This window comes from Megasphaera sp. ASD88, from assembly GCF_002287425.1.
Classification (GTDB): Bacteria; Bacillota; Negativicutes; order Veillonellales; family Megasphaeraceae; genus Megasphaera; species Megasphaera stantonii.
On the sequence record NZ_NQXW01000021.1, the window covers coordinates 1 to 21,032 of the forward strand.

The 21,032-nt window shown below is 55.6% G+C and carries 20 protein-coding genes and 1 pseudogene; 19 read left to right on the top strand and 2 right to left on the bottom strand.

The genetic code is table 11. The features are described 5' to 3' along the window. The first annotated feature begins 212 nt into the window (after window positions 1-212). A complete protein-coding gene (locus tag CJ260_RS09835; RefSeq protein WP_087477062.1) occupies window positions 213-599 on the top strand; it encodes a hypothetical protein in 387 nt (128 codons plus the stop codon). Between the two features lie 95 nt (window positions 600-694). Here CJ260_RS09835 and CJ260_RS09840 read toward each other — a convergent pair whose 3' ends face one another. Continuing rightward, window positions 695-1,801: an acyltransferase gene (locus CJ260_RS09840; RefSeq protein ID WP_095630056.1), complete on the bottom strand. Its 1,107-nt coding sequence runs from the start codon at window positions 1,799-1,801 to the stop codon at window positions 695-697. Between the two features lie 97 nt (window positions 1,802-1,898). On the opposite strand from CJ260_RS09840, the gene CJ260_RS09845 reads away from it, so the two are divergent. From CJ260_RS09845 to fumC, 16 genes and pseudogenes are all read left to right on the top strand, one after another. Beyond that, a complete protein-coding gene (locus CJ260_RS09845; protein WP_087477060.1) occupies window positions 1,899-2,420 on the top strand; it encodes an ECF transporter S component in 522 nt (173 codons plus the stop codon). A 28-nt stretch (window positions 2,421-2,448) separates the two neighbouring features. After that, a pseudogene (locus tag CJ260_RS09850) lies at window positions 2,449-2,845 on the top strand (DUF3592 domain-containing protein). Window positions 2,846-2,872: 27 nt separating this feature from the next. Beyond that, window positions 2,873-3,505: a GTP cyclohydrolase I gene (gene folE, locus CJ260_RS09855; protein WP_095630057.1), complete on the top strand. Its 633-nt coding sequence runs from the start codon at window positions 2,873-2,875 to the stop codon at window positions 3,503-3,505. Beyond that, window positions 3,493-3,855: a dihydroneopterin aldolase gene (gene folB, locus CJ260_RS09860; RefSeq protein ID WP_095630058.1), complete on the top strand. Its 363-nt coding sequence runs from the start codon at window positions 3,493-3,495 to the stop codon at window positions 3,853-3,855. Before folE ends, folB begins: the two co-directional genes overlap by 13 nt. Continuing rightward, the gene (folK, locus tag CJ260_RS09865; protein ID WP_095630059.1) at window positions 3,848-4,327 is read left to right on the top strand and encodes a 2-amino-4-hydroxy-6-hydroxymethyldihydropteridine diphosphokinase; all 480 of its coding nucleotides are present in this window, start codon (window positions 3,848-3,850) and stop codon (window positions 4,325-4,327) included. The genes folB and folK overlap by 8 nt, the downstream gene beginning before the upstream one ends. A gap of 16 nt (window positions 4,328-4,343) precedes the next feature. Further along, window positions 4,344-5,009 carry a response regulator transcription factor gene (locus CJ260_RS09870; protein ID WP_095630060.1) on the top strand — a complete coding sequence of 222 codons (666 nt, stop codon included), beginning with the start codon at window positions 4,344-4,346 and terminating at the stop codon, window positions 5,007-5,009. Further along, window positions 5,006-6,550 (top strand): HAMP domain-containing sensor histidine kinase, encoded by a 1,545-nt coding sequence (locus CJ260_RS09875; RefSeq protein WP_095630061.1) that lies wholly within the window; start codon window positions 5,006-5,008, stop codon window positions 6,548-6,550. Before CJ260_RS09870 ends, CJ260_RS09875 begins: the two co-directional genes overlap by 4 nt. Window positions 6,551-6,699: 149 nt before the next feature. Beyond that, window positions 6,700-7,461: a dihydroorotate dehydrogenase electron transfer subunit gene (locus tag CJ260_RS09880; protein WP_095630062.1), complete on the top strand. Its 762-nt coding sequence runs from the start codon at window positions 6,700-6,702 to the stop codon at window positions 7,459-7,461. After that, window positions 7,461-8,375: a dihydroorotate dehydrogenase gene (locus tag CJ260_RS09885; protein ID WP_095630063.1), complete on the top strand. Its 915-nt coding sequence runs from the start codon at window positions 7,461-7,463 to the stop codon at window positions 8,373-8,375. The genes CJ260_RS09880 and CJ260_RS09885 overlap by 1 nt, the downstream gene beginning before the upstream one ends. 198 nt (window positions 8,376-8,573) lie before the next feature. Continuing rightward, on the top strand, window positions 8,574-9,068 hold the full coding sequence (purE, locus tag CJ260_RS09890; RefSeq protein WP_198643478.1) for a 5-(carboxyamino)imidazole ribonucleotide mutase: 495 nt from the start codon (window positions 8,574-8,576) through the stop codon (window positions 9,066-9,068). Window positions 9,069-9,104: 36 nt separating this feature from the next. Beyond that, window positions 9,105-10,532, top strand: coding sequence for an amidophosphoribosyltransferase (purF, locus tag CJ260_RS09895; RefSeq protein WP_087477050.1), 1,428 nt, complete (start codon window positions 9,105-9,107; stop codon window positions 10,530-10,532). Next, window positions 10,513-11,577: a phosphoribosylformylglycinamidine cyclo-ligase gene (gene purM, locus CJ260_RS09900; protein ID WP_095630064.1), complete on the top strand. Its 1,065-nt coding sequence runs from the start codon at window positions 10,513-10,515 to the stop codon at window positions 11,575-11,577. The genes purF and purM overlap by 20 nt, the downstream gene beginning before the upstream one ends. Next, window positions 11,570-12,184: a phosphoribosylglycinamide formyltransferase gene (purN, locus tag CJ260_RS09905; protein WP_095630065.1), complete on the top strand. Its 615-nt coding sequence runs from the start codon at window positions 11,570-11,572 to the stop codon at window positions 12,182-12,184. Before purM ends, purN begins: the two co-directional genes overlap by 8 nt. 12 nt (window positions 12,185-12,196) lie before the next feature. Further along, window positions 12,197-12,802: an IMP cyclohydrolase gene (locus tag CJ260_RS09910; protein WP_095630066.1), complete on the top strand. Its 606-nt coding sequence runs from the start codon at window positions 12,197-12,199 to the stop codon at window positions 12,800-12,802. Then, window positions 12,802-14,073: a phosphoribosylamine--glycine ligase gene (purD, locus tag CJ260_RS09915; RefSeq protein WP_095630067.1), complete on the top strand. Its 1,272-nt coding sequence runs from the start codon at window positions 12,802-12,804 to the stop codon at window positions 14,071-14,073. Before CJ260_RS09910 ends, purD begins: the two co-directional genes overlap by 1 nt. A gap of 124 nt (window positions 14,074-14,197) precedes the next feature. Further along, window positions 14,198-15,586: a class II fumarate hydratase gene (gene fumC / locus CJ260_RS09920; RefSeq protein WP_095630068.1), complete on the top strand. Its 1,389-nt coding sequence runs from the start codon at window positions 14,198-14,200 to the stop codon at window positions 15,584-15,586. A gap of 81 nt (window positions 15,587-15,667) precedes the next feature. Here the strand turns inward: fumC and CJ260_RS09925 are convergent, their stop codons facing one another. Then, window positions 15,668-17,179, bottom strand: a complete 1,512-nt coding sequence (locus CJ260_RS09925) for an NAD(P)/FAD-dependent oxidoreductase (RefSeq protein ID WP_095630069.1) — start codon at window positions 17,177-17,179, stop codon at window positions 15,668-15,670. Between the two features lie 267 nt (window positions 17,180-17,446). On the opposite strand from CJ260_RS09925, the gene topA reads away from it, so the two are divergent. Then, on the top strand, window positions 17,447-19,720 hold the full coding sequence (gene topA / locus CJ260_RS09930; RefSeq protein ID WP_095630070.1) for a type I DNA topoisomerase: 2,274 nt from the start codon (window positions 17,447-17,449) through the stop codon (window positions 19,718-19,720). Further along, on the top strand, window positions 19,710-21,032 hold the full coding sequence (gene trmFO, locus CJ260_RS09935) for a methylenetetrahydrofolate--tRNA-(uracil(54)-C(5))-methyltransferase (FADH(2)-oxidizing) TrmFO (protein ID WP_095630071.1): 1,323 nt from the start codon (window positions 19,710-19,712) through the stop codon (window positions 21,030-21,032). Before topA ends, trmFO begins: the two co-directional genes overlap by 11 nt.

The window sequence follows — 21,032 nt, forward strand, 5'->3', positions numbered from 1 at the left end:
TACACGGAAGATGGATGAAAGATATCCAAAACAGTGGATATCACCATATACATTAGATACTAAAAGGCCGGATTTACATGCCAAGATGTTTCTGTCAAATATATACCCACAACAACTTGACACTGTCAGCTGCCGGGCTGTGTCTTCTTTTTTTTCGGCGTTCATGGTATAATCATCTTATTAGTAACTGTAATAAAGGATGGTGCATACAGGTGAAAACAAAAAAAATCGTACTGGCTCTGGCTATGACCTTGGCAATTTCAGCGACGGCATTCGCAGCGAAAGATAATATGTGGCAATACAATAAATACACGACGATCGATATGGATTCGGCAAAGATTTCCTACGATATGGGCCGTGAAGTATTGACCTTTGAAACGATCGAAGTCGCCGGCGATACGACGGACTACTGCACGTACGTCTACAACGTAGACGACCAGACGATCCAGCTCAAGGAAATGGTTACCAAGACGAAGAAGAGCAAATACAAGAGCAGCTTCTATCCCGAAGATATCAAAGACGGCAACAGCGTCATCAAAGCGCGGGCCCGCATGGCCAACGACGTATTGGAAAAGGTACGTCAGGAACGCCGGAAATAATTCAGCGGCCCTTCTTACATACGCGTAAAAACTCCCCGTCACGGAATGCAGGCGCATTCGCGGCGGGGAGTTTTGTCGTGTTGTCAGAGCTAGGTTTATTTGCCTTTCAGGCATACCGACAGCCAGCGGGGCAGGGGAAGGTTCATGACGACGGCGGAGTAGGCCGCGGCCAGGCCGGCTACGATGAGATAGATGGCGAGGATGTGGACGGCCCGCAGGTACAGGTGAAAATGGGCTGCCAGGCCGGTGCAGGCGCTGAGGAAGACGGGATGGACCAGGTAAATGGGATAGGAGTAGTTTCCCAGCATGGATAAGAGGCGGTGCATGACTGGCGGAACGGAATGGCATTCGAGCCAGTACAGGAAGAAGACGAGCGTCGTGACCGTATAGACCATGCCGACAGGGCTGAGCTGATGGACCGTAAAGACGGCGGACAGGACGTCGTAATGGAGGTAATCCATGACGCCGTAGTAGGCGGCCAGCATGCCTGCCGTAGCGGCCAGCTGAAGGACGTTGATGAAGACGCCGCGGCGGCTGATCCAGTCGACGGCCTGTTGGAAATGTTCGGCCATAAAGGCGCCGAACATGAAGATGAACAGGTAATGGAAGACGACGTAGTTCAGCCGGTATACGAAGGCGTCGTGCAGGAACGGCGAGTCCGTCGGCGCCGTCCAGATATAACTGGAATAAAAATTGAAGACGACGTTGGCCGCGAACAACAGCGTAAACGAGGCGAGAGGCGCCTTATCCATCTGGCGGAGCAGGCCGCGCCAAAGCGGCATGAGAAGGTAAAACCACAGCAGGATGACGAGAAAGTAGATATGATACATGGCTAGGCCATACCACAGGGTTTTCACGAAGGCCAACGGCTGAAACAGGTTGAAATTGTGACTGAGAACGGATACGTACACCATATAAAACAGGGACCAGGCGATATAAGGGACAAAGACTGTCCGCAGGCGGCGGCGCAGGTAGTCTTTGTAGGAAAAGGGCTGGTTCAGGGGCTGGCTGCAGAACATGCCGAAGGCCGACAGGAAGAAGAAGGCCGGTACGGAAAACCGCGACAGGATTTCCAATACGGCGACGAGCCACAGATTAGGCGTCGGATTGGCAATGGCTACGGAGCCGACGTGAATGCCGATGACGCCGAGCATGCACAGGCCGCGCATATAATTGATGGAATGAATAAATCGCTTTGACATTAGGCACCTCGAAAGATACAATAAGATGTGTGTAGTATGGTATAATAAAAAGACGTATTTATTATATCAAATTTTGACGCATTAAGCAGGTATCAGTATGAATCAATCTATGACGAAACGCATCACCCGGACGGGCCTGCTGCTGGCGGCGACGCTGATCTTGCAGGGGCTGCGCCTGTTTATTCCTATCCCTCCGCAGGTCAGCATGTTTGTCATCGGCTCTCTGGTCAACGCTTGCCTGGTGCTGGCAGTGTGGAGCGTCGGGCGGAAATCCGGCCTGGTCGTGGCCTGCGTGACGCCTGTCTTTGCCTGGCTGGAAGGGATGCTGCCCTTTTTGCCCTTCATATTTCCCGTCGCGGCCGGAAACTGCGCCTTTGTCTTCGCCGTCGATGGGCTGCGGCGGTTTCGCGCGGCCGGTTTAGCTGGCGCGGCGCTGTGCAAGGCCGCCGTCGTGTACGGCTCTTTTTATGTCTTGTTCAGCTATGTGGAATTTCCCGCTGCCGTACGGCACATGATACTGCTGGTCATGAGCTGGCCTCAAATCGTGACGGCCGCAGCCGGCGGCGTGTTAGCCTATGTCATTGCCAAGCGCCTGCCCCGTCTGGAGGGGCCGCGCTGATACCTGTCGTTTTAGGAGGAACGCATTCATGAGCATATTTTATTACCTGCCGGCTCTCATCGGCATCGTGTTTATCATCGTCGGGACCTATCACGGCTGGAAGCTCCGCCGCCTTGTCGGCCGCTGCAAGGCCGCCGCTACGGGGACGCTGCTGGGCTTTGAGCAGCAGAAATCGAAGAGCGGCGACCGGTATTTCCCCGTCGTCGAGTTCAGCGACGGCGAACAGACCTATCGGGCCCGGTATGGCTTCGGCTCGCCGAATGGGATATCGTCGCGGCGACGAAGTGGATTTGCGCTACAACCCGGATAATCCGGAAGAAATTTATTTGTATCACAAGCAGAGCCTGCGGCAGCAGTATGCCAGCCCGTTTTTCGTGATTGTCGGGGGGCTGATTTTTATTTTCGCCTACTACTATCTTTTGTAATAGATGAGGACGGAAAAGGAGGAGATTATGACGACAACGACATCATCCTATCCGGTCAATCCTGAAGCCGTGCAGGCTATGAAACAATTTTTGGAAGCCTTGGGACTGGATTTGACGGCCTTGGGCATGGAAAAGACGCCGTACCGCGTCGCCGAGGCCTTCGGCCAGTTTTTTTCCGGCCTGAAGGAAAATCCGGACGACGAGTGGGCCGCTCCGATTATATCGCAGACGAACGGCTTGGTAGCCGTCCGCAACATCCGCTTCCAGTCCATGTGCGAGCACCATCTCCTGCCGTTCTTCGGGACGGCCCATATTGCGTATTATCCCCAGGACGGGCGCATTGCCGGCTTCGGCCATTTTGCCCGGGCCGTCAGCGTCCTGGCCCGCCGCCCGCAGCTGCAGGAACGGCTGACCGAGGATTTATGCCAATCGCTGTGCCGGGGGCTCCAGCCGAAAGGCGTGCTCGTCGTCGTCAAGGCGACTCATCTGTGCCTGACGATGCGCGAGGGCATGGCTGCCGACGCCGACATCGTCACGGCGGCGACCAGCGGCTGCCTTCAGGCCGGCACGAAGGAATACGATCAGGCCTGGAAGCTTCTCATGGGCGATGCCGGAGCCGGTACTATACTGATGAAAGAGGAAGAATCATGGACACCATAACCATAAAGGGAATGCATTTTTACGGCTATCACGGCTGTCTGCCGGAAGAACAGCGGACGGGACAGCCCTTTCACGTCGACGCCGTGTTGTACGCCGATTTGTCAAAGGCCGGGGCCAGCGATGAGTTGAACGATACGATTGATTACAGCAGGGTGTATCAGCTCGTACAGTCTATCGTAGAAGGCCGGACGTACCGACTCATCGAGCGGCTGGCTGCGGTCATTGCCGACGAGGTGCTGGCCGGCTTTCCCGTCGACGCCGTGCGCGTCGCCGTACACAAGCCGCAGGCCCCTATTGGCGGCCCCTTTGACGACGTGGCGGTGACGGTGGAAAGGAGACGCCATGGCTAGATTTTATATCAGTGTCGGCGCCAATCTGGGCGACAGGGAGCAGAGCCTGCGCAAGGCCATCGACTGCTTGCGCCGGACGGAGGGTATAGATGTTGCGGCGGTGTCGCCGTGGTATGAAACGCCGCCATGGGGGAAAACGGATCAGCCGCCCTTTCTCAACGGTGCGGCGGCCGTCGATACGGACATGAGCGGGCAAGATCTGCTGGATATTTGCTTATCCATCGAGAAAGAGCTGGGCCGGGTGCGCCATGAAAAATGGGGAGCCCGGGTCATCGACATCGATCTCGTGTACAGCCCGGACGAGAGGAGCTGTACGGAGACGCTGAAGCTGCCCCATCCTTATATGCTGGAACGGGCCTTTGTACTCGTGCCGCTGCGGGATATTGCGCCGGATTTGGTGCTGGAAGGAAAGACCATTGACCAGTGGATAGACGGCCTGCCCGACGCCGGGCAGGTCAAGGTATACGTATAAAAAGGGGGAGAGCGTAGTGGAAAAAATATTGATTGCCGACGACGAGCAGCTCATGCGCCAGCTCGTCGTAGATTTTCTTCAGCCCGAAGGCTACGAGCTCATCGAAGCAGCCGACGGCAAGGAAGCGCTGGAGCTGTATCAGAAGGAACATCCTGATTTAGTCCTTCTCGACGTCATGATGCCGGGCTACGACGGCTGGACTGTATGCCGCGAAATCCGCCGCGAATCGGCCGTGCCCATTATGATGCTCACGGCCAAGGGCGAGGAAATCGACCAGCTCTTCGCCTACGATTTGGGCGTCGACGAATATATTACTAAGCCCTTCAGCCCGAAAATCCTGGTGGCAAAGATTAAGGCCCTCCTGCGCCGCGTTCAGAAGGAGCAGGAAGTGCAGAAGATTGAGGACGGCGTGTCGATCGACCAGGAAGCGCGCCAGGTTGTCCTCGACGGCAAGAACATCGATTTGAGCCCGACGGAATACAAGCTGCTGACTTATCTGGTCAGCAACGCCGGCAAGGCGCTGAGCCGCCGTCAGATTCTCAACAAGGTGTGGAATTACGATTATTACGGCGATTTGCGCACCGTCGACACGCACATCAACCGCCTGCGCATCAAGCTGGGCGATAAGGGCAAATACATTCAAACCGTCCGCGGCTACGGATACCGCTATGATGCCAAATGACGCGCCTGTCCCTGCGGGTACAGTCGGGCATGTACGTCCTCAGCTTTACCCTATTTTTTATCCTGACCCTTATCGGAGCGATTGGTTTCGGGTTTAACCATTATTTTTACGAAAGCAAAAAAGACGCCATGATGGAGGCAAGCCGCGAAATCGGCCGCATTTACGCCGAGCAAGGCCGGAATGGAGAAGAAGCCATCGATATGGTCAGTCAAAATACCGGCGTAGACGTGCTCATCGTCGACGACAGTCAGCTTGTATATTCGTCGCGGCCGAGCCGCCGCGTCTGGGTCAGCCCGCCGAAGATGGATGAAAACGACGTCGTAGTCGTCGTCGGCAAGGAAACAGAAGCGCAAAAGCACGACGCCAACACCCAGATGCCGCAGCATATACGGGAGCTGACGGATTTACTGCACGGCCGGGAGCCCGACGCGGCGACAATCGGTAAGGTTCGTTTTTATGAGCGCGATAATAATTTCCGTTATTTCGACCTCGTGACCCGTATGGACGACGGTGCGTACCTGCTGATGATCTGCCCGCTGGCGCCTATGCAGGAAAGCATCTACCTCGTCCAGAAGTTCATCGTCACCTGCGGCATTATCTGGCTCATCATCGCCGCCGTCGGCACCGTTCTTCTGACGAACAAGATGACCCGGCCCCTATTGGAGCTCAAGAGCTTGTCGGCGGCTATGACACATCTGGATTTTACCAAGAAATGGCAGGGGAAGCGGACTGATGAAATCGGCGAGCTGGGCACGAGTCTCAATATCCTGTCGGATCAGCTGAACGAAGCCCTGACGGCGCTGAAGCAGTCGAACGAAGAGCTGCAGAAGCAGCTCGACAAGGCCAAAGAAGTCGAACACATGCGCCAGTCCTTTATCTTCGCCGTGTCTCACGAATTGAAGACGCCTCTGGCGATTATTCAGGGCTACGCCGAAGGATTGGACAGCCTGCACATTGACGAGGCGACGCGGCAGAAGTACTGTCATGTCATCCAAAGCGAGACGGTTAAGATGGACAACCTCGTCAAGAGTCTTCTGAACCTGTCGCGGCTGGAAACAGGGTCTTTTAAATTAGAAAAGACTGCCTTTGATTTCGCCGCCCTGACGGACGAGGCGAAGGAACGCTTCGCCAACGCCATTCACAAGAAGGGCATCTGCATGGAATGGAGCGTGCCCGACGAAATGACGGTGTACGGCGATCCGGAGCAAATCGACATCGTTCTGAGCAATTTCCTGAGCAACGCCATCGATTATACGCCGGACGGAGGCAGGATTGCCGTCGGCTGTAAAGAGCAGGAAACGAACTACGTCGTAAGCATATATAATCAGGGGATTCAAATTCCCGAAGAGTATCAGCCCCGCATTTGGGAGCCCTTTTACAAGGTCGACACGGCACGAAGCCGCAGCGTCCGGCGGACCTTCGGCGGTCACGGCCTGGGACTGGGCATCGTCGCCGCCCTGGTCAAGCTTCACGGCCAGCAGTACGGCGTGCGCAACGAAGAGGACGGCGTGACCTTCTGGTTTACCATTCAAAAAGGATAGAAAATTGCAATGAGCCCGGCTGCGTCCCTGCGGCCGGGTTTTCGTATATATTGCCGCAGGAGGCGGAAGAGGCGGCGTTTCGTGTATTTATCTGGATGCCGTTCTATGATACAATACTAATAACTATGATAGTGGAAGGATGGGGACAAGTGAAAAAGTTTTTGGAAAACGCGGAAATTTTGCAAAATGAAGCGATTATTCCCGACGTTTGGAAAATGGTATTTCATGCGCCGAAGATTGCTGCCGAAGCAAAGCCCGGCCAGTTCGTCAATATGCAGAAGCAGGGAGGGAAGACGTTCCTGCGCCGTCCCTTCGGCATCGTCGACGCCGATACGGAGACGGGAGCCGTTACGATCATTTACCGCCTCGTAGGCACGGGGACGCAGGAGATGGCGGCTATGAAAGCAGGCGAAGTCATCAGCGCTGAAGGCCCTCTGGGTGAAGGCGTGTTCACGACGACGCCGGGCAAAGCGCTCCTCGTCGGCGGCGGCGTCGGCCTGGCTCCGCTTATTTTCCTGGCCAAGAAGCTGGATAAGCCCGTCGTGCTCGTAGCTGGAAAGACGGCGGCAGAAACGTTCTGGACGAAGTTTTTTGAGCCCTATGCGGAAAAGATTTACGTGACGACCGACGACGGCTCGCTGGGCATCAAGGGCTTTGCCGTCCATGCCTTGCCGACGATTTTTGCTGAAAATCCAATCGACCGCGTGTCGGTGTGCGGCCCGACGGTCATGATGCAGACCATTGCCGAAGCGTCCGATGCGGCCGGCGTTGCCTGTGAGGTTTCCATGGAAAAACGGATGGCCTGCGGCATCGGCGTATGTCTCGGCTGTACCTTTGAAAGCAAGATAAGCGGCAAACGCTATAAGGTCTGCGCCGACGGTCCTGTATTCCCGGCGAAGGAGGTCTTCTGATGAACAAGGAACGCATAGCTGTGAACTTTGCCGGCATTTCCATGAAAACGCCGGTCATGGGGGCGTCGGGAACCTTCGGCTTCGGCCTGGAATACGCCGACTTCCTCGACATTGACAACATCGGCGCTATTATATCCAAGGGCATTACGCCTTTGCCGCGGCCGGGCAATCCGGGCGTGCGCGTCGCCGAAACGCCGGCAGGCATGCTGAACTGCATCGGCCTGGAAAATCCCGGCGTAGACGCTTTTAAGCGGGATATCCTGCCGGAAGTAAGCCGTCACAGTACGCCGCTCATCGTCAATATCTCGGCCGGTACGGCGGAAGAATACGGCGAATTGGCTGCAAAGCTCGACGTAGACGGCGTCGCGGCCCTGGAAGTCAACATTTCCTGTCCGAACGTCAAAGAGGGAGGCATCGTCTTCGGCACCGACCCGAAGGCCGCCGCGTCGGTAGCCCGCAGCGTCAAGGATCACACGAGCAAGCCGGTCATCATGAAGCTGTCGCCGAACGTTACGGATATTACCGTCATGGCCAAAGCCGTGGAAGACGCCGGAGCCGACGCCGTATCGCTCATTAATACGCTGACAGGTATGGCTATCGACATCTATACGCAGAAGCCTCTGTTAGGAAATATTACGGGCGGCTTATCCGGTCCGGCCGTAAAGCCCGTGGCCCTGCGCATGGTATGGCAGGTTGCCAACGCCGTGAAGATTCCCGTTCTGGGCTTAGGCGGCATCGCGTCGTGGCAGGACGCCGTCGAGTTTATGCTGGCCGGCGCCAGCGCCGTCGCCGTAGGGGCTTACAACTTCGTCAATCCCTGCGCCGTAGAAGAAATTGCCGAAGGTATGGACGCCTACTGCGAAAAGATGGGAATTTCCCATATCAGCGAGATTATCGGCAAGATAAACGATTGACACGTATAGGCGTTTTTGGTAAAATCTAGGTGTATTTTGATAAGTTATGATTCAATAAGGAGATGCGCTATGGACATTGCTTTATGGACTGATAGTGAAGCGGTTTGTAAACGGGCAATGCAGCAGTGCGTCTAAGTGAATAAACCCAAAGGTGATTGCCTCACTTTTGGGTTTTACTTATTCTAAGGAGGGATTTTTTTGAAGGTCGGCATTATTATGGGAAGCGATTCAGATTTTCCGATCATGAAAAAAGCGGTTGATGTGTTGAAAGAATTTGGCGTAGAGTACGAAGTATTATTGGCTTCGGCGCACCGGACGCCGGCTGCCGTGCGGGACTTCGCCTCCGGCGCGGAAGAACGGGGCATCAGCGTCATCATCGCCGGCGCCGGCATGGCGGCTCATCTGCCCGGCGTCGTCGCCAGCTTTACGACGCTGCCGGTTATCGGCGTTCCTTTGGAAAGCGGCAGCCTGAAGGGCATGGACGCCCTGCTGGCTATCGTGCAGATGCCTTCGGGCATGCCCGTTGCGACGATGGCTGTAAACGGCGCGAAAAACGCGGCCCTGCTGGCTCTGCAGATCGGCGCGGTCAGCGACCCGGCGCTGGCTGCGAAATACAAAGCCTACCGTGAAGACATGGCGAACCAGGTCATGGAAAAGAACAAAAAGATTCAAGAAGCCGTACAGGCGTTGTAATCCAAAATTTCAGCATTTAGCAAACAGGAGGTTTTCATGTTTTACGATCCGATTTGGGATAAGCAGCATGAAGAATGCGGCGTATTAGGTATTTTCGACAAGACTCTGGATATTCCCCGCTACATCTACTGGGGGCTGTTCGCCCTGCAGCACCGCGGACAGGAAAGCGGCGGCATGGCCCTGACTGACGGCGTAGATATTCACACCTACCGCGGTATGGGCCTTATCAGCTCGGTATTTGAAAAAGGTGTTCCCGACGAAGAAGGCGGCCCTATCGGCATCGGCCACGTCCGCTATTCGACGACGGGCTCCAATAATCCTCGCAATATCCAGCCGTTGGCCGTGTATACGCCTATGGGACAGCTGGCGCTGGCTCACAACGGCAACCTGACCAATACGCGCGCCCTGCGGGAAGAGCTGGATAAAAACGGCGCCATTTTCCAGACGACCATGGACAGCGAAATCATCGTCAACCTGATCAGCCGCAGCCAGAAGGAAACGATGGAAGAACGCATCATGGAAAGCATGAACCGTCTCGGCGGAGCCTATTCCCTCGTGCTGATGACCAAGGATAAATTGTACGGCGCCCGCGATCCTTACGGCTTCCGTCCGCTGTGCATCGGCCGGACCGACGGCGGCGGCTGGGTATTGGCGTCGGAAACATGCGCTCTCGACGCTATCGGCGCGACCTTTGTCCGCGACGTACAGCCCGGCGAATTCGTAGAAATTACGGAACAAGGCGTAAAATCGAGAATCTTTGCAACAGTAGACCGCAAACAAATCTGTTCCTTTGAATATATTTATTTTGCCCGTCCGGACAGTACTATTGACGGACAGGACGTATACCAGGCCCGCCTGAACATGGGCAAGGAAATGTGGAATGAAACGCAGTACGATGCCGATTTGGTCATTTCCGTACCGGACAGCGGCAACACGGCGGCTATTGGCTATTCCCAGGCTTCGGGGATTCCGTTCCGCCACGGCCTTATCAAAAATCGCTACATGGGCCGTACCTTCATCAAACCGAATCAGAAGCAGCGCGAACTGGCCGTGCGCATGAAGCTGAACGTCGTCAAATCCGTCGTAAAGGGCAAGCGCATCGTCATGGTCGACGACTCCATCGTCCGCGGCACGACGAGCGGCATTATCTGCAAGCTCCTGCGCGAGGCCGGAGCGAAGGAAGTCTACATGTGCGTATCGGCACCGCCGATTAAGTATCCCTGCTTCTACGGCATCGACACGTCGGTCCGCAAGGAACTCATCGCGTCGACTCTCAACGTAGAACAGATACAGAAATACATCGGCGTAGACAAGCTGCATTTCATTTCCATTGAAGGCCTGAGCCGTGCCATTTCGAATATTCCGCGGGAAGACATGTGCCTGGCCTGCTTCAACAACGACTACCCGACGGCCATTCCCACGGCGAATGAGGAAGGAGAAAAATATGCTCTCGAACACAAATAAAGGATTAACCTATGCAGACGCCGGCGTAGATATCGATGCCGGCAACAAAGCAGTAGAACTCATGAAGGATTCGGTCAAAGCGACGTATCGTCCGGAAGTCCTCGGCGACCTCGGCGGCTTCGGCGGCCTCTTTTCGCTCATGAACAGCGAGATAAAAAATCCGATTTTGGTAAGCGGTACTGACGGCGTAGGCACGAAGCTGCGCCTGGCCATCATGATGGACAAGCATGATACGGTCGGCCAGGACTGCGTGGCCATGTCCATTAACGATATTCTCGTCCAAGGGGCGGAACCGTTATTCTTCCTGGATTACATTGCCGTAGGCAAGCTGGACCCCGTACAGGTAGCGACGATCGTAAAAGGAGTCGCCAATGCCTGCAAGGAATCGGGCTGCGCCCTCCTCGGCGGCGAAACGGCTGAAATGGCCGGCTTCTACGCGAAGGACGACTACGACTTAGCAGGCTTCGGCGTCGGCATCGTCGACCGCGAAAAAGTCATTACGGGTGAAACGATCAAAGCCGGCGACGTTCTCATCGGCCTTCCGTCGACAGGCGTTCATTCCAACGGCTTTTCGCTGGTCCGCAAGATCGTCTTTGAACGGATGAACATGAAGCTCGACCAGTACGTCGACGAATTAGGCATGACCATCGGCGAATGCCTGCTCACGCCGACACGCCTCTATCCGAGACCGTGTCTGCCCATTATCCGCGATTTCGACGTCAAGGGCATGGTGCACATTACAGGCGGCGGCTTCTATGAAAATATTCCCCGCGTGTTGCCGAAGGGCGTAGGCGTGGAAATCGACGTGACGTCGTGGCCGCAGCTGCCGATTTTCAGCCTTCTCCAGAAATGGGGCAACGTAGACAAGCGCGAAATGTACCGCACCTTCAACATGGGCATCGGCATGATCATGATCGTCGACGCGAAGGATGCCGACGCCGTCCTGGCCAACCTGGCTGAACGGGACGAAAAGGCCTATGTCATCGGCAAGGTCGTCGATTCGGACGTGCCGGTCACGCTGCAGGGAGGCGCGTTCAATGACTAAAAAGCGCATGGTCATCTTTGCTTCGGGCCGCGGCTCCAACGCCGTCGCCCTGCACGACGCCGTGGAAGCCGGCGCCATTAACGCCGAAGTCAAGGCGCTGGTCTGCGATATTCCCGGCGCGCCCGTCATGGACCGGGCCAGGGAATGGGGCGTGCCGGTTATCCTGGCGGACCGCAAGCAGTTTGGCTCCAAGGCGGAATTTGAACAATTCATCCTCGACCAGATTGCGCCGTATCAGGCCGACGTCATCTGCCTGGCTGGGTTTATGCGGCTTCTCAGCGGCGATTTTATTTCCCGCTATGAACATAAAATCATCAATATCCATCCGGCATTGCTGCCATCCTTCCGCGGCCTGCACGCCCAGCGCCAGGCTTTGGAAGCGGGCGTAAAAATTGCCGGCTGCACCGTTCACTTCGTCGTTCCCGATATGGACGCTGGCCCGATTATTCTGCAGTCGTCCGTCCCCGTTATGGAAGACGACACGGAAGATACGCTGGCGGCCCGTATCTTGACGAAGGAACATCCTACATTTATCAAAGCCGTTTCCCTGTTCTGCGACGACAAGCTCCGCATTGAAGGCGGCGTCGTCAAAGGCACGCAAGCATAAGGAGGAATTATCATGAAGGTTAAACGCGCGCTCATCAGCGTATCCGATAAAACGGGCGTCGTCGAATTAGGCAAGGCCCTGGCCGATATGGGCGTTGAAATCATTTCTACAGGCGGCACGATGCGGGCTCTGAAAGAAGCCGGCGTACCGGTCATGGCTGTACAGGATGTTACGGGCTTCCCGGAAATGATGGGTGGCCGCGTCAAGACGCTGAATCCGAAAATCCATGGTGCTATCTTGGCCGTCCGCGACAACCCGGAACATGTCCAGGCCATGAAAGACCACGACATTACGCCGATCGATTTAGTTGTCGTCAACTTGTACCCCTTCCAGCAGACCATTGCCAAACCGGACGTCACGCTGGCCGAAGCGATTGAAAACATCGATATCGGCGGCCCCTGCATGGTCCGGGCGTCGGCTAAGAACAATAAGTACGTAGCTATCGTTACGAATCCGGCTAAATACGGCGAAATCATCGACATCCTCCGCAAAGACGGCGAATTCAGCGACGAATACCGTTTGGAACTGGCGCAGGAAGCGTTCCATCATACGGCCGTATACGACACGGCCATTGCCGAATACCTGGCCGGCCAGGTTGCGAAAGGAGCTGCGAAATAATGAAAGTAGCAGTGATCGGCAGCGGCGGCCGCGAACACGCCCTGGCCTGGAAGCTGGCGCAGAGCAAAACCGTTGAAAAATTATACGCTATCCCCGGTAGCGCCGCTATGGCGGAAATTGCCGAATGCATCGACATCCCCGTATCGGATTTGGAAAAAATCGCCGTATACTGCTGCGGCGAAGGAATTGACATGCTCGTCGTCGGTCCGGAAGTTCCCCTGACGGAAGGCTTGGCTGATATTTGCCAGGCTAAGGGTCTGGCCGTATTCGGCCCGAACAAGGCCGCCGCGCAGATGGAAGGTTCTAAGGCCTTTGCCAAGGATATCATGAAAAAATACCATGTTCCGACGGCGGCGTACGCTACCTTTACGGATGGGGAAGCGGCAAAGAAATATATTCATGAACAAGGCGCTCCCATCGTCGTCAAGGCCGACGGCTTAGCCGCCGGCAAGGGCGTCGTCGTCGCCCAGACGGAAGAAGAAGCCGTAGAAGCGGTTAACGCCATGATGGAAGACCACATCTTCGGTGCGTCAGGCGGCCGCATCGTCGTCGAAGAATGCATGGTCGGCGAAGAAGCGAGCCTGCTGGCTTTCGTCGACGGCAAGACCATCGTTCCCATGATTTCGGCTCAGGACCACAAGCGTATCTTCGACAACGACGAAGGCCCCAATACGGGCGGCATGGGCGCATACGCTCCCGCTCCGGTCATGACGCCTGAGCTGGTGAAGGAAGTAGAAGAAAAAATCCTCCGCCCTGTCGTAGACGGATTGGCTCAGGAAGGCATCGTATATCAGGGCTGCTTATACGCCGGCCTCATGATTACGGCCGACGGCCCGAAGGTCGTCGAATTCAACTGCCGCTTCGGCGATCCCGAAACGCAGGCTGTGCTGCCTCTCCTCGACGGTGATTTGGCGGAAATCATGTACGCCTGCACGCAGGGGACGCTGACGAAGGACATGGTGGCCTGGAAAGACGCTTCGGCGTGCTGCGTCATCATGGCCTCGGCTGGCTATCCGGCGTCTTCCCATAAAGGCGACGTCATTTCCGGACTGGACTCCCTTGACGATACGGCCATGGTATTCCATTCCGGCACGGCCAAGAAGGACGGCCAGTATGTGACGAACGGCGGCCGCGTCCTCGGTGTGACGGCCGTAGCTTCGACGCTGAAGGAATCTATCGACGAAGCGTACCGTCATGTTGCGGCTATCCATTTCGACGGCCAGCAGGTCCGCAGCGACATCGGCGCGAAGGGCTTGAAGCATTTACAGTAAGAAACGTCTGCGGCCTGTTGCGACAGAGCGTAAGACGAAGCAAGGCTCCCTGCGGGGAGCCTTTTTCATAAAAACATAGTATGTATCATGCCCGTTTTTACGGGATAGACAGGAGGATACGAACATGGAATATCGCATAGAAAGGGATTCGATGGGAGAAGTGAAGGTGCCTGCCGATAAATTATGGGGGGCCCAGACGCAGCGGAGCTTTGAAAATTTCCAAATCGGCACGGAAAAGATTCCCGCTGAATTGGTGACGGTATTTGCCTATTTAAAGAAAGCGGCTGCTTTAGTCAATAAGGAACTGGGTGCCGTAGACGGCGACAGGGCCGACGCGATTGCTGCCGCCTGTGACGACGTGCTGGCCGGAAAATTGGACGGCAATTTCCCCTTGGCCGTATGGATGACCGGCAGCGGCACGCAGTTCAACATGAACATGAACGAAGTCATTGCTCATCGGGCTATGCAGCTGTTGCAGGAACAGGGAAAAGATGTCAACGTTCATCCGAACGACCACGTCAACCATTCGCAGAGCTCCAACGACATATTCCCTACGTCGCTCCACGTAGCGTCGCTCCTGCTCATCAAGAATCAGCTGTTCCCGGCCATGGACACGCTGTACCATGCGCTTCATGCCAAGGCGGAAGAATACGCCGATATCGTTAAAATCGGCCGCACCCATCTGCAGGACGCTACGCCTCTTACCTTGGGGCAGGAGTTCAGCGGCTGGGCCCGCATGATCGAACGCAATAAAGAAATGCTGGAACGAGGCATTGATTTCCTCCGCGATCTGGCCATGGGCGGCACGGCTGTCGGTACGGGCATCAACTGCCCGGCAGGATACGACGTAAAGTTTGCCGAAACACTCAGCCAGCTGACGGGGGAAGCGTTCCATACGGCGCCGAATAAATTTCACGCCCTGACCAGTAAGGACGAGCTCGTCGTCGTCCACGGCATGCTGAAGGCCCTGGCCTGCGATTTGATGAAAATCGCCAACGACGTGCGCTGGCTGGCGTCTGGCCCCCGCTGCGGCATCGGCGAAATCACCATTCCGGAAAATGAACCGGGCAGCTCCATCATGCCGTCGAAGGTAAACCCGACGCAGTGCGAAGCCATGACCATGGTGGCCGTACAGGTCATGGGCAACGACGCGACCGTCGGCATCGCCGCCAGCCAGGGCAACTTTGAGCTCAACGTGTTCATGCCGGTAATCGCCTACAACATGGTGCAGTCTATCCGCATTCTGAGCGACGTCATGGATTCGTTCTGCAGGCATTGCGTTGTCGGCATTCAGCCGAATCTCAAAAAAATCGATTACAACCTGCATCAGTCCCTCATCCTCGTTACGGGCCTCGTACCCCTCGTCGGCTATGACAAGGCCTGCACGATCGCCAAGACCGCGGCTAAGGAAGGGCTGACGCTGCGCGAATCGGCCATTGCCAGCGGCTTGGTTACAGGCGAGCAGTTCGACGCCGCCATGGATCCAGCGAAGTTAGCAGGCGTAAAGGCATAAATATATTGTATATATAGAAAAAGCAGAAGCGCCATGCCTCTGCTTTTTCTATATGCTGAATGGGAAATGATACAGGTATCGTCATTTCTTTTCGTAATAATACCGCGTCCACATGGTAACTTCCGACAAGGCTGGATGAGGCGTCATCGTTTCGCTGAGGGTGTAGACGGGATTCGGGGCCAGATTTCTGGTCAACGGCAGGGCTCGCAGCGCTTGGGCCGTCGGCGAGGCAATGTCCTCATGAATCGGCGCGATGGTATGGAAGCCGCAGGTCAGCTGATTGACGAAGGGCTGAATCAGGATAGACGCTTCATGGCCGATAATATGAGCTCCCAGGATATACTTCGTTTTCTTGTCGATCACCAGCTTGACGAATCCGTCGTCATCATCGCCCGGTTCCAGGCCCATGGCGTATCCTTTGGCCGAAGCGGAATAATGATTTACAGCGATTTCGATGTCATAGCCTTTCTTGCGGGCGTCGGCTTCGCTGAGGCCGACGTGGGCTGCTTCGGGATAGGTAAAGGTGACGGCAGGAACGATGTCGTAATGAACCCAGCGCCACTGTTCGGGCGGTATGTCGGAGAAAAGATTGTGCGATAAGATTTCCGCTTCGTGATTGGCCTTGTGGCGGAACGGCGCCTGGCCGTTTACGTCGCCGATGGCCCAGATGCCTTCGGCGCTGGTTTCGAGAAATTCATTGGTCATGATGAAGCCGCGGCTGTCAGTGCGGACGTCTGTATGTTCCAAATGAAGCAAATCCGTCATGGGGCGAATGCCCGGCGCAACGAGGATTTCGTCGGCGTACAATTCCGTCGTCTCTCCCGTCGCTTTATCCTGTACGGTCAGGCACTTTTTGCCATCCTTGACTGAGGCGGAAAGGGTCGTCTGATTGAGGCGGACGGAAATACCGTGGTTGGTGAGCTGCTTCAAAATAAAGGCGGAAATATCTTCGTCTTCCTTAGGCAGCAGGCGGACGTTGCGCTGGACGATGGTGACCTTAGTGCCGGCGGCGTTGAACACGTGGGCGAATTCGCAGCCGATAGGGCCGCCGCCGATGATGAGCAGGCTGTCGTAGGGCCGTTTCGGATATTTGCTGCCGAACAGCGTTTCCGATGTCAGGTAGCCCGTTTCTTCCAGGCCGGGAAGGTCGGGGATATTGGTACGGGCGCCGACGCCGATGAAAATCTTGTCGCCGCTGATGTCTAGGGCCGTACCGTCGTTCATAGCGATATGCAGGCTCTTTTTGCCCGTAAAGGACGCCGTGCCTTCGTAGACGTCGACGTTCGGGAAGGCGGCGTAATAGTCCTTGATCGCGCTGTTTTCGTTGATTTTATGCCACAGGCGGCGGGTGATGACGTCCCAGTCCATGCGCACGTTGTCGGCATAGACGCCGATGCGGCGCGCTTCCTCCATTTCCCGGACGACGTTGGCCGCCGTGACCATGATTTTCGTGGGGATGCAGCCGCGGTTCAGACAGGTGCCGCCGAAGCGGTCCCGTTCGACGACGGCGATGCGCAGGCCCTGCCGCTGGGCCGCGTCGGTAATAATATTGGCAGCGCCGGTGCCAATGACGATGACATCATAGTGGTTCATACGTATCGTCTCCTTTTGTATACGAATTTTGTATGCTTTTAGTATACGGTAATTTTAAAAAGTCCGCAAGGGATTCGCCCTTTAAATTTTGTCGCTGCCAGTCCTTTATGGGAATACGTATTGTCCTGCAGAATAGGTATATCCTAAGGTCAAACCTTGAAAGGCCCGTCGGAATAGTGTATTATTTTAAAATAGATTTGTTGCTAAGTGTTAGCTTGTACAGAAAATCCGGCTTAAATGCCGGCAGGGAAGTTAGGATGGAGATATATGCTGGAATTTCCGATTAAACGAACGATTATTATTGACGATACGAAGAAAAAGAAGCGGGGCCGCAAGAAGAAAGACGACGGCGAAAAGATGGTTATTAATGGGACTGTAAATCTGCCGGAAAAGAAGCCGCTGAAAAAAATGGACCCCTTGCCGAAAAACGCCAAAAATCTGGTTATCGTGGAATCGCCGGCCAAGGCCAAGACGATTGAACGCTTTTTAGGCAGCTCGTATAAGGTAATGGCCAGCCGCGGCCATCTCCGCGATTTACCGCGCAATCAGTTCGGCGTCAATATCGAAGACGGGTTTACGCCGTCGTATACGAACATGTGGGATAAGCGCAAGCTCATTGAAGAGCTGCAGGACGAGTTCATCCGTTCTAAAAAAGTATATCTGGCGACTGACCCGGACCGCGAAGGCGAAGCGATTTCCTGGCACTTAGCTCATTTGCTGGAAATCGACCCGAAGGACGCCTGCCGCGTCATGTTCCACGAAATTACGAAAAAGGCCGTACTGGCCGGCATGGAAGACCCTAAGCCCATCGATTTGAAGAAGGTCGACGCCCAGCAGGCCCGCCGCGTCCTGGACCGCATCGTAGGGTACAAGTTGAGCCCCCTGCTGTGGAAAAAGGTCTGTAAGGGGCTGAGCGCCGGCCGCGTGCAGTCCGTAGCCGTGCGGCTTATCTGTGAGCGCGAAGAAGAAATCAAGGCCTTTGTGCCGGAAGAATACTGGACTGTCGGCGGGACGTACAAGACCGAACAGGGCCTGGTCCTTACGACGGAGCTGGTGAAAATCGACGGTGAAAAGGCCAAGATCAGCGATGGAGACATGGCTCAGAAGATTGCCGCCGATTTGCAGTGGGAACAGCGCGGCGAAGAAGGCCGCGAACCGGACCGAATCGTCAAGGTCGAAAAGAGAAAGCGCAAGCGTCAGCCCCAGCCGCCCTTTACGACGTCGACGATGCAGCAGGAATGCGTCAGCAAGCTGAACTTCGGCGCTAAGAAGACGATGATGCTGGCCCAGCAGCTGTATGAAGGCCTGGATATCGGCGAACAGGGCCACGTGGGCCTGATTACGTACATGCGTACGGACTCGACGCGTATCAATGACGACATGGTCCAGGCGGCCCGCGATTTCATCATGTCGACGTACGGGAAGGAATACGTGCCGGAAAAGGCCCGCGTATATAAGACGAAGCAGTCCAGTCAGGATGCCCACGAGGCGATCCGCCCGACATCGCTGGAACTGACGCCGCACGTCGTCTCGCCGTTCCTGACGCGGGACCAGCTGCGGTTGTACACGCTCATTTGGAACCGTTTCCTCGCCAGCCAGATGGAAGCCGTAGAAACAGAGCACATGGCCATCAGCATCGCCAGCGGCATATACGAGCTGCGGGCAGCCGGATATAAAGTATTGTTTAAAGGCTTTACGGAGCTGTACGAAGATGCGAAAAAGGATAAGACCCTGTCGGAGCTGCCTCATATCGAAGAAGGCTCCGTCGTTCATAATCAGACCGTAGAACCGGCGCAGCATTTTACGCAGCCGCCGGCCCGCTATACCGAAGCCAGCCTTATCAAGACGCTGGAAGAAAAGGGCATCGGCCGGCCGAGCACGTACGCGCCGATTATGGATACGATTCAAAACCGCAACTATGTGGAAAAGAAGGATAAGCAGTTTATCCCGACGGAATTGGGCGTCATTATCGTCGACTTGCTGAAAAAGTATTTCGAGCGCATCATCAATGTCGGCTTTACGGCTCATATGGAAGAAGAGCTGGACGATATCGAACAGGGAAAGGACACGTATACGCACGTCCTGCAGGAATTTTACGACGTGTTTAAGCCGGAAATGGATGTGGCGGAGCAGCAGATGGAAAAGGTAGCCGTAGCCGGTCAGGATTCCGGTCAGGTCTGCGAACTCTGCGGCGCGCCTATGGTATATAAATTCGGCCGCTTCGGCAAGTTCCTGGCCTGTTCTAATTTCCCCGAATGCCGCAATACGAAGGCTATCGTCGAGGATTTGGGCATTACCTGTCCCAAGTGCGGCCAAGGAAGCCTGATCAAGCGCAAATCGAAGCGGGGCCGCGTGTTCTACGGCTGCAGCGAATACCCTAACTGCGATTTTGTCCTGTGGAACCAGCCTATCGATAAAAAATGTCCCGTCTGCGGCAGCATCATGGTCGTCAAGCATTATAAAAAAGGACCGGATAAAATCTTCTGCAGCAACGCAGAGTGTGAAAATCATAAGAAGGGTGAAGCAATCAATGAAGAATAGCGTACTTGTCATCGGGGCGGGACTTGCCGGCTCCGAAGCGGCATGGCAGCTGGTGAAGCGGGGGATTCCCGTCGAGCTCGCAGAGATGCGGCCCGTCAAATCGTCGCCGGCTCATCATACGGAATTATTTGCAGAATTGGTGTGCAGCAATTCGCTGCGCGCCGCCAACATAGAAAACGCCGTCGGGCTGCTGAAGGAGGAAATGCGCCGTCTCGGCTCTATCATCATGGAATCAGCCGATACGCACCGCGTGCCTGCCGGCGGAGCCTTAGCCGTAGACCGCGTGCCGTTCAGCCAGTTCGTAACGGACCGGCTGCGGAACCATCCTCTCATTACGGTACGAAATGAAGAAATTACGGAGCTGCCGGACGACCAGATCTGCATCGTCGCCACGGGGCCGCTGACCAGCGACGCCATGGCCGAAACGATACGGGCTATGACCGGCGCCGATTACTTCCATTTTCACGACGCCGCGGCTCCCATCGTCACCGTCGACTCGCTGGATATGAGCAAGGTCTATCGGGCGGCGCGGTACGGCAAGGGCGGGGCCGATTATTTGAACTGCCCCTTTACGAAGGAAGAATACGAAGCCTTCTGGCAGGCCCTGACGACGGCCGAATGCGCCGAACTGCACGAATTCGAAAAAAACGACAACGTGTTCGAAGGCTGCATGCCCATTGAAATCATGGCTTCCCGCGGCGTCGACACGATGCGTTACGGCCCCATGAAGCCCGTCGGCCTGGAGCTGCCCGATACGGGTGAAATGCCCTACGCCGTCGTTCAGCTGCGGCAGGACAACGGCAGCGCGACGCTGTACAATATCGTCGGCTTCCAGACGCATCTCAAATTCGGCGAGCAGAAGCGGGTCTTTTCCATGATTCCCGGATTGGAACAGGCGGAATTCGTCCGCTACGGCGTCATGCACCGCAACTCGTATATCAATTCACCGGAGCTTCTGGAACCGACGCTGCAGTACCGCCGCAATGGGAATATCTTTTTCGCCGGTCAGCTGACAGGCGTCGAAGGGTATTTGGAATCGGCGGCCATGGGCCTGCTGGCCGGCATCAACGCCGCCCGCATGCTGGACGGGAAGGACTGCCTGACCTTTTCGCGCCGCACGGCTATCGGCGGCCTGAGTCAGTATATCTCCAGCGGCCCGAACGATAATTTCCAGCCCATGAATATCAACTTCGGCATTATGGAACCGCTGGGCGTCAAGAAGCGCATGAAAAAGAAGGAAAAGAACGCTATGCTGGCGCAGCGTGCTTTGGAAGAAATTGAAGTGATGAAGGAGAAGATAGAGAATGTCTGA

Coding starts and splice junctions, on each gene's coding strand:
- purM (WP_095630064.1), top strand. CDS start 10,513: ATGCTCTCGAACACAAATAAAGGATTAACCTATGCAGACGCCGGCGTA.
- purD (WP_095630067.1), top strand. CDS start 12,802: ATGAAAGTAGCAGTGATCGGCAGCGGCGGCCGCGAACACGCCCTGGCC.
- topA (WP_095630070.1), top strand. CDS start 17,447: ATGCTGGAATTTCCGATTAAACGAACGATTATTATTGACGATACGAAG.
- trmFO (WP_095630071.1), top strand. CDS start 19,710: ATGAAGAATAGCGTACTTGTCATCGGGGCGGGACTTGCCGGCTCCGAA.
- folE (WP_095630057.1), top strand. CDS start 2,873: ATGACGACAACGACATCATCCTATCCGGTCAATCCTGAAGCCGTGCAG.
- folB (WP_095630058.1), top strand. CDS start 3,493: ATGGACACCATAACCATAAAGGGAATGCATTTTTACGGCTATCACGGC.
- CJ260_RS09910 (WP_095630066.1), top strand. CDS start 12,197: ATGAAGGTTAAACGCGCGCTCATCAGCGTATCCGATAAAACGGGCGTC.
- CJ260_RS09840 (WP_095630056.1), bottom strand. CDS start 1,801: ATGTCAAAGCGATTTATTCATTCCATCAATTATATGCGCGGCCTGTGC.
- purF (WP_087477050.1), top strand. CDS start 9,105: ATGTTTTACGATCCGATTTGGGATAAGCAGCATGAAGAATGCGGCGTA.
- folK (WP_095630059.1), top strand. CDS start 3,848: ATGGCTAGATTTTATATCAGTGTCGGCGCCAATCTGGGCGACAGGGAG.
- CJ260_RS09885 (WP_095630063.1), top strand. CDS start 7,461: ATGAACAAGGAACGCATAGCTGTGAACTTTGCCGGCATTTCCATGAAA.
- CJ260_RS09925 (WP_095630069.1), bottom strand. CDS start 17,179: ATGAACCACTATGATGTCATCGTCATTGGCACCGGCGCTGCCAATATT.
- purN (WP_095630065.1), top strand. CDS start 11,570: ATGACTAAAAAGCGCATGGTCATCTTTGCTTCGGGCCGCGGCTCCAAC.
- CJ260_RS09875 (WP_095630061.1), top strand. CDS start 5,006: ATGACGCGCCTGTCCCTGCGGGTACAGTCGGGCATGTACGTCCTCAGC.
- CJ260_RS09845 (WP_087477060.1), top strand. CDS start 1,899: ATGAATCAATCTATGACGAAACGCATCACCCGGACGGGCCTGCTGCTG.
- fumC (WP_095630068.1), top strand. CDS start 14,198: ATGGAATATCGCATAGAAAGGGATTCGATGGGAGAAGTGAAGGTGCCT.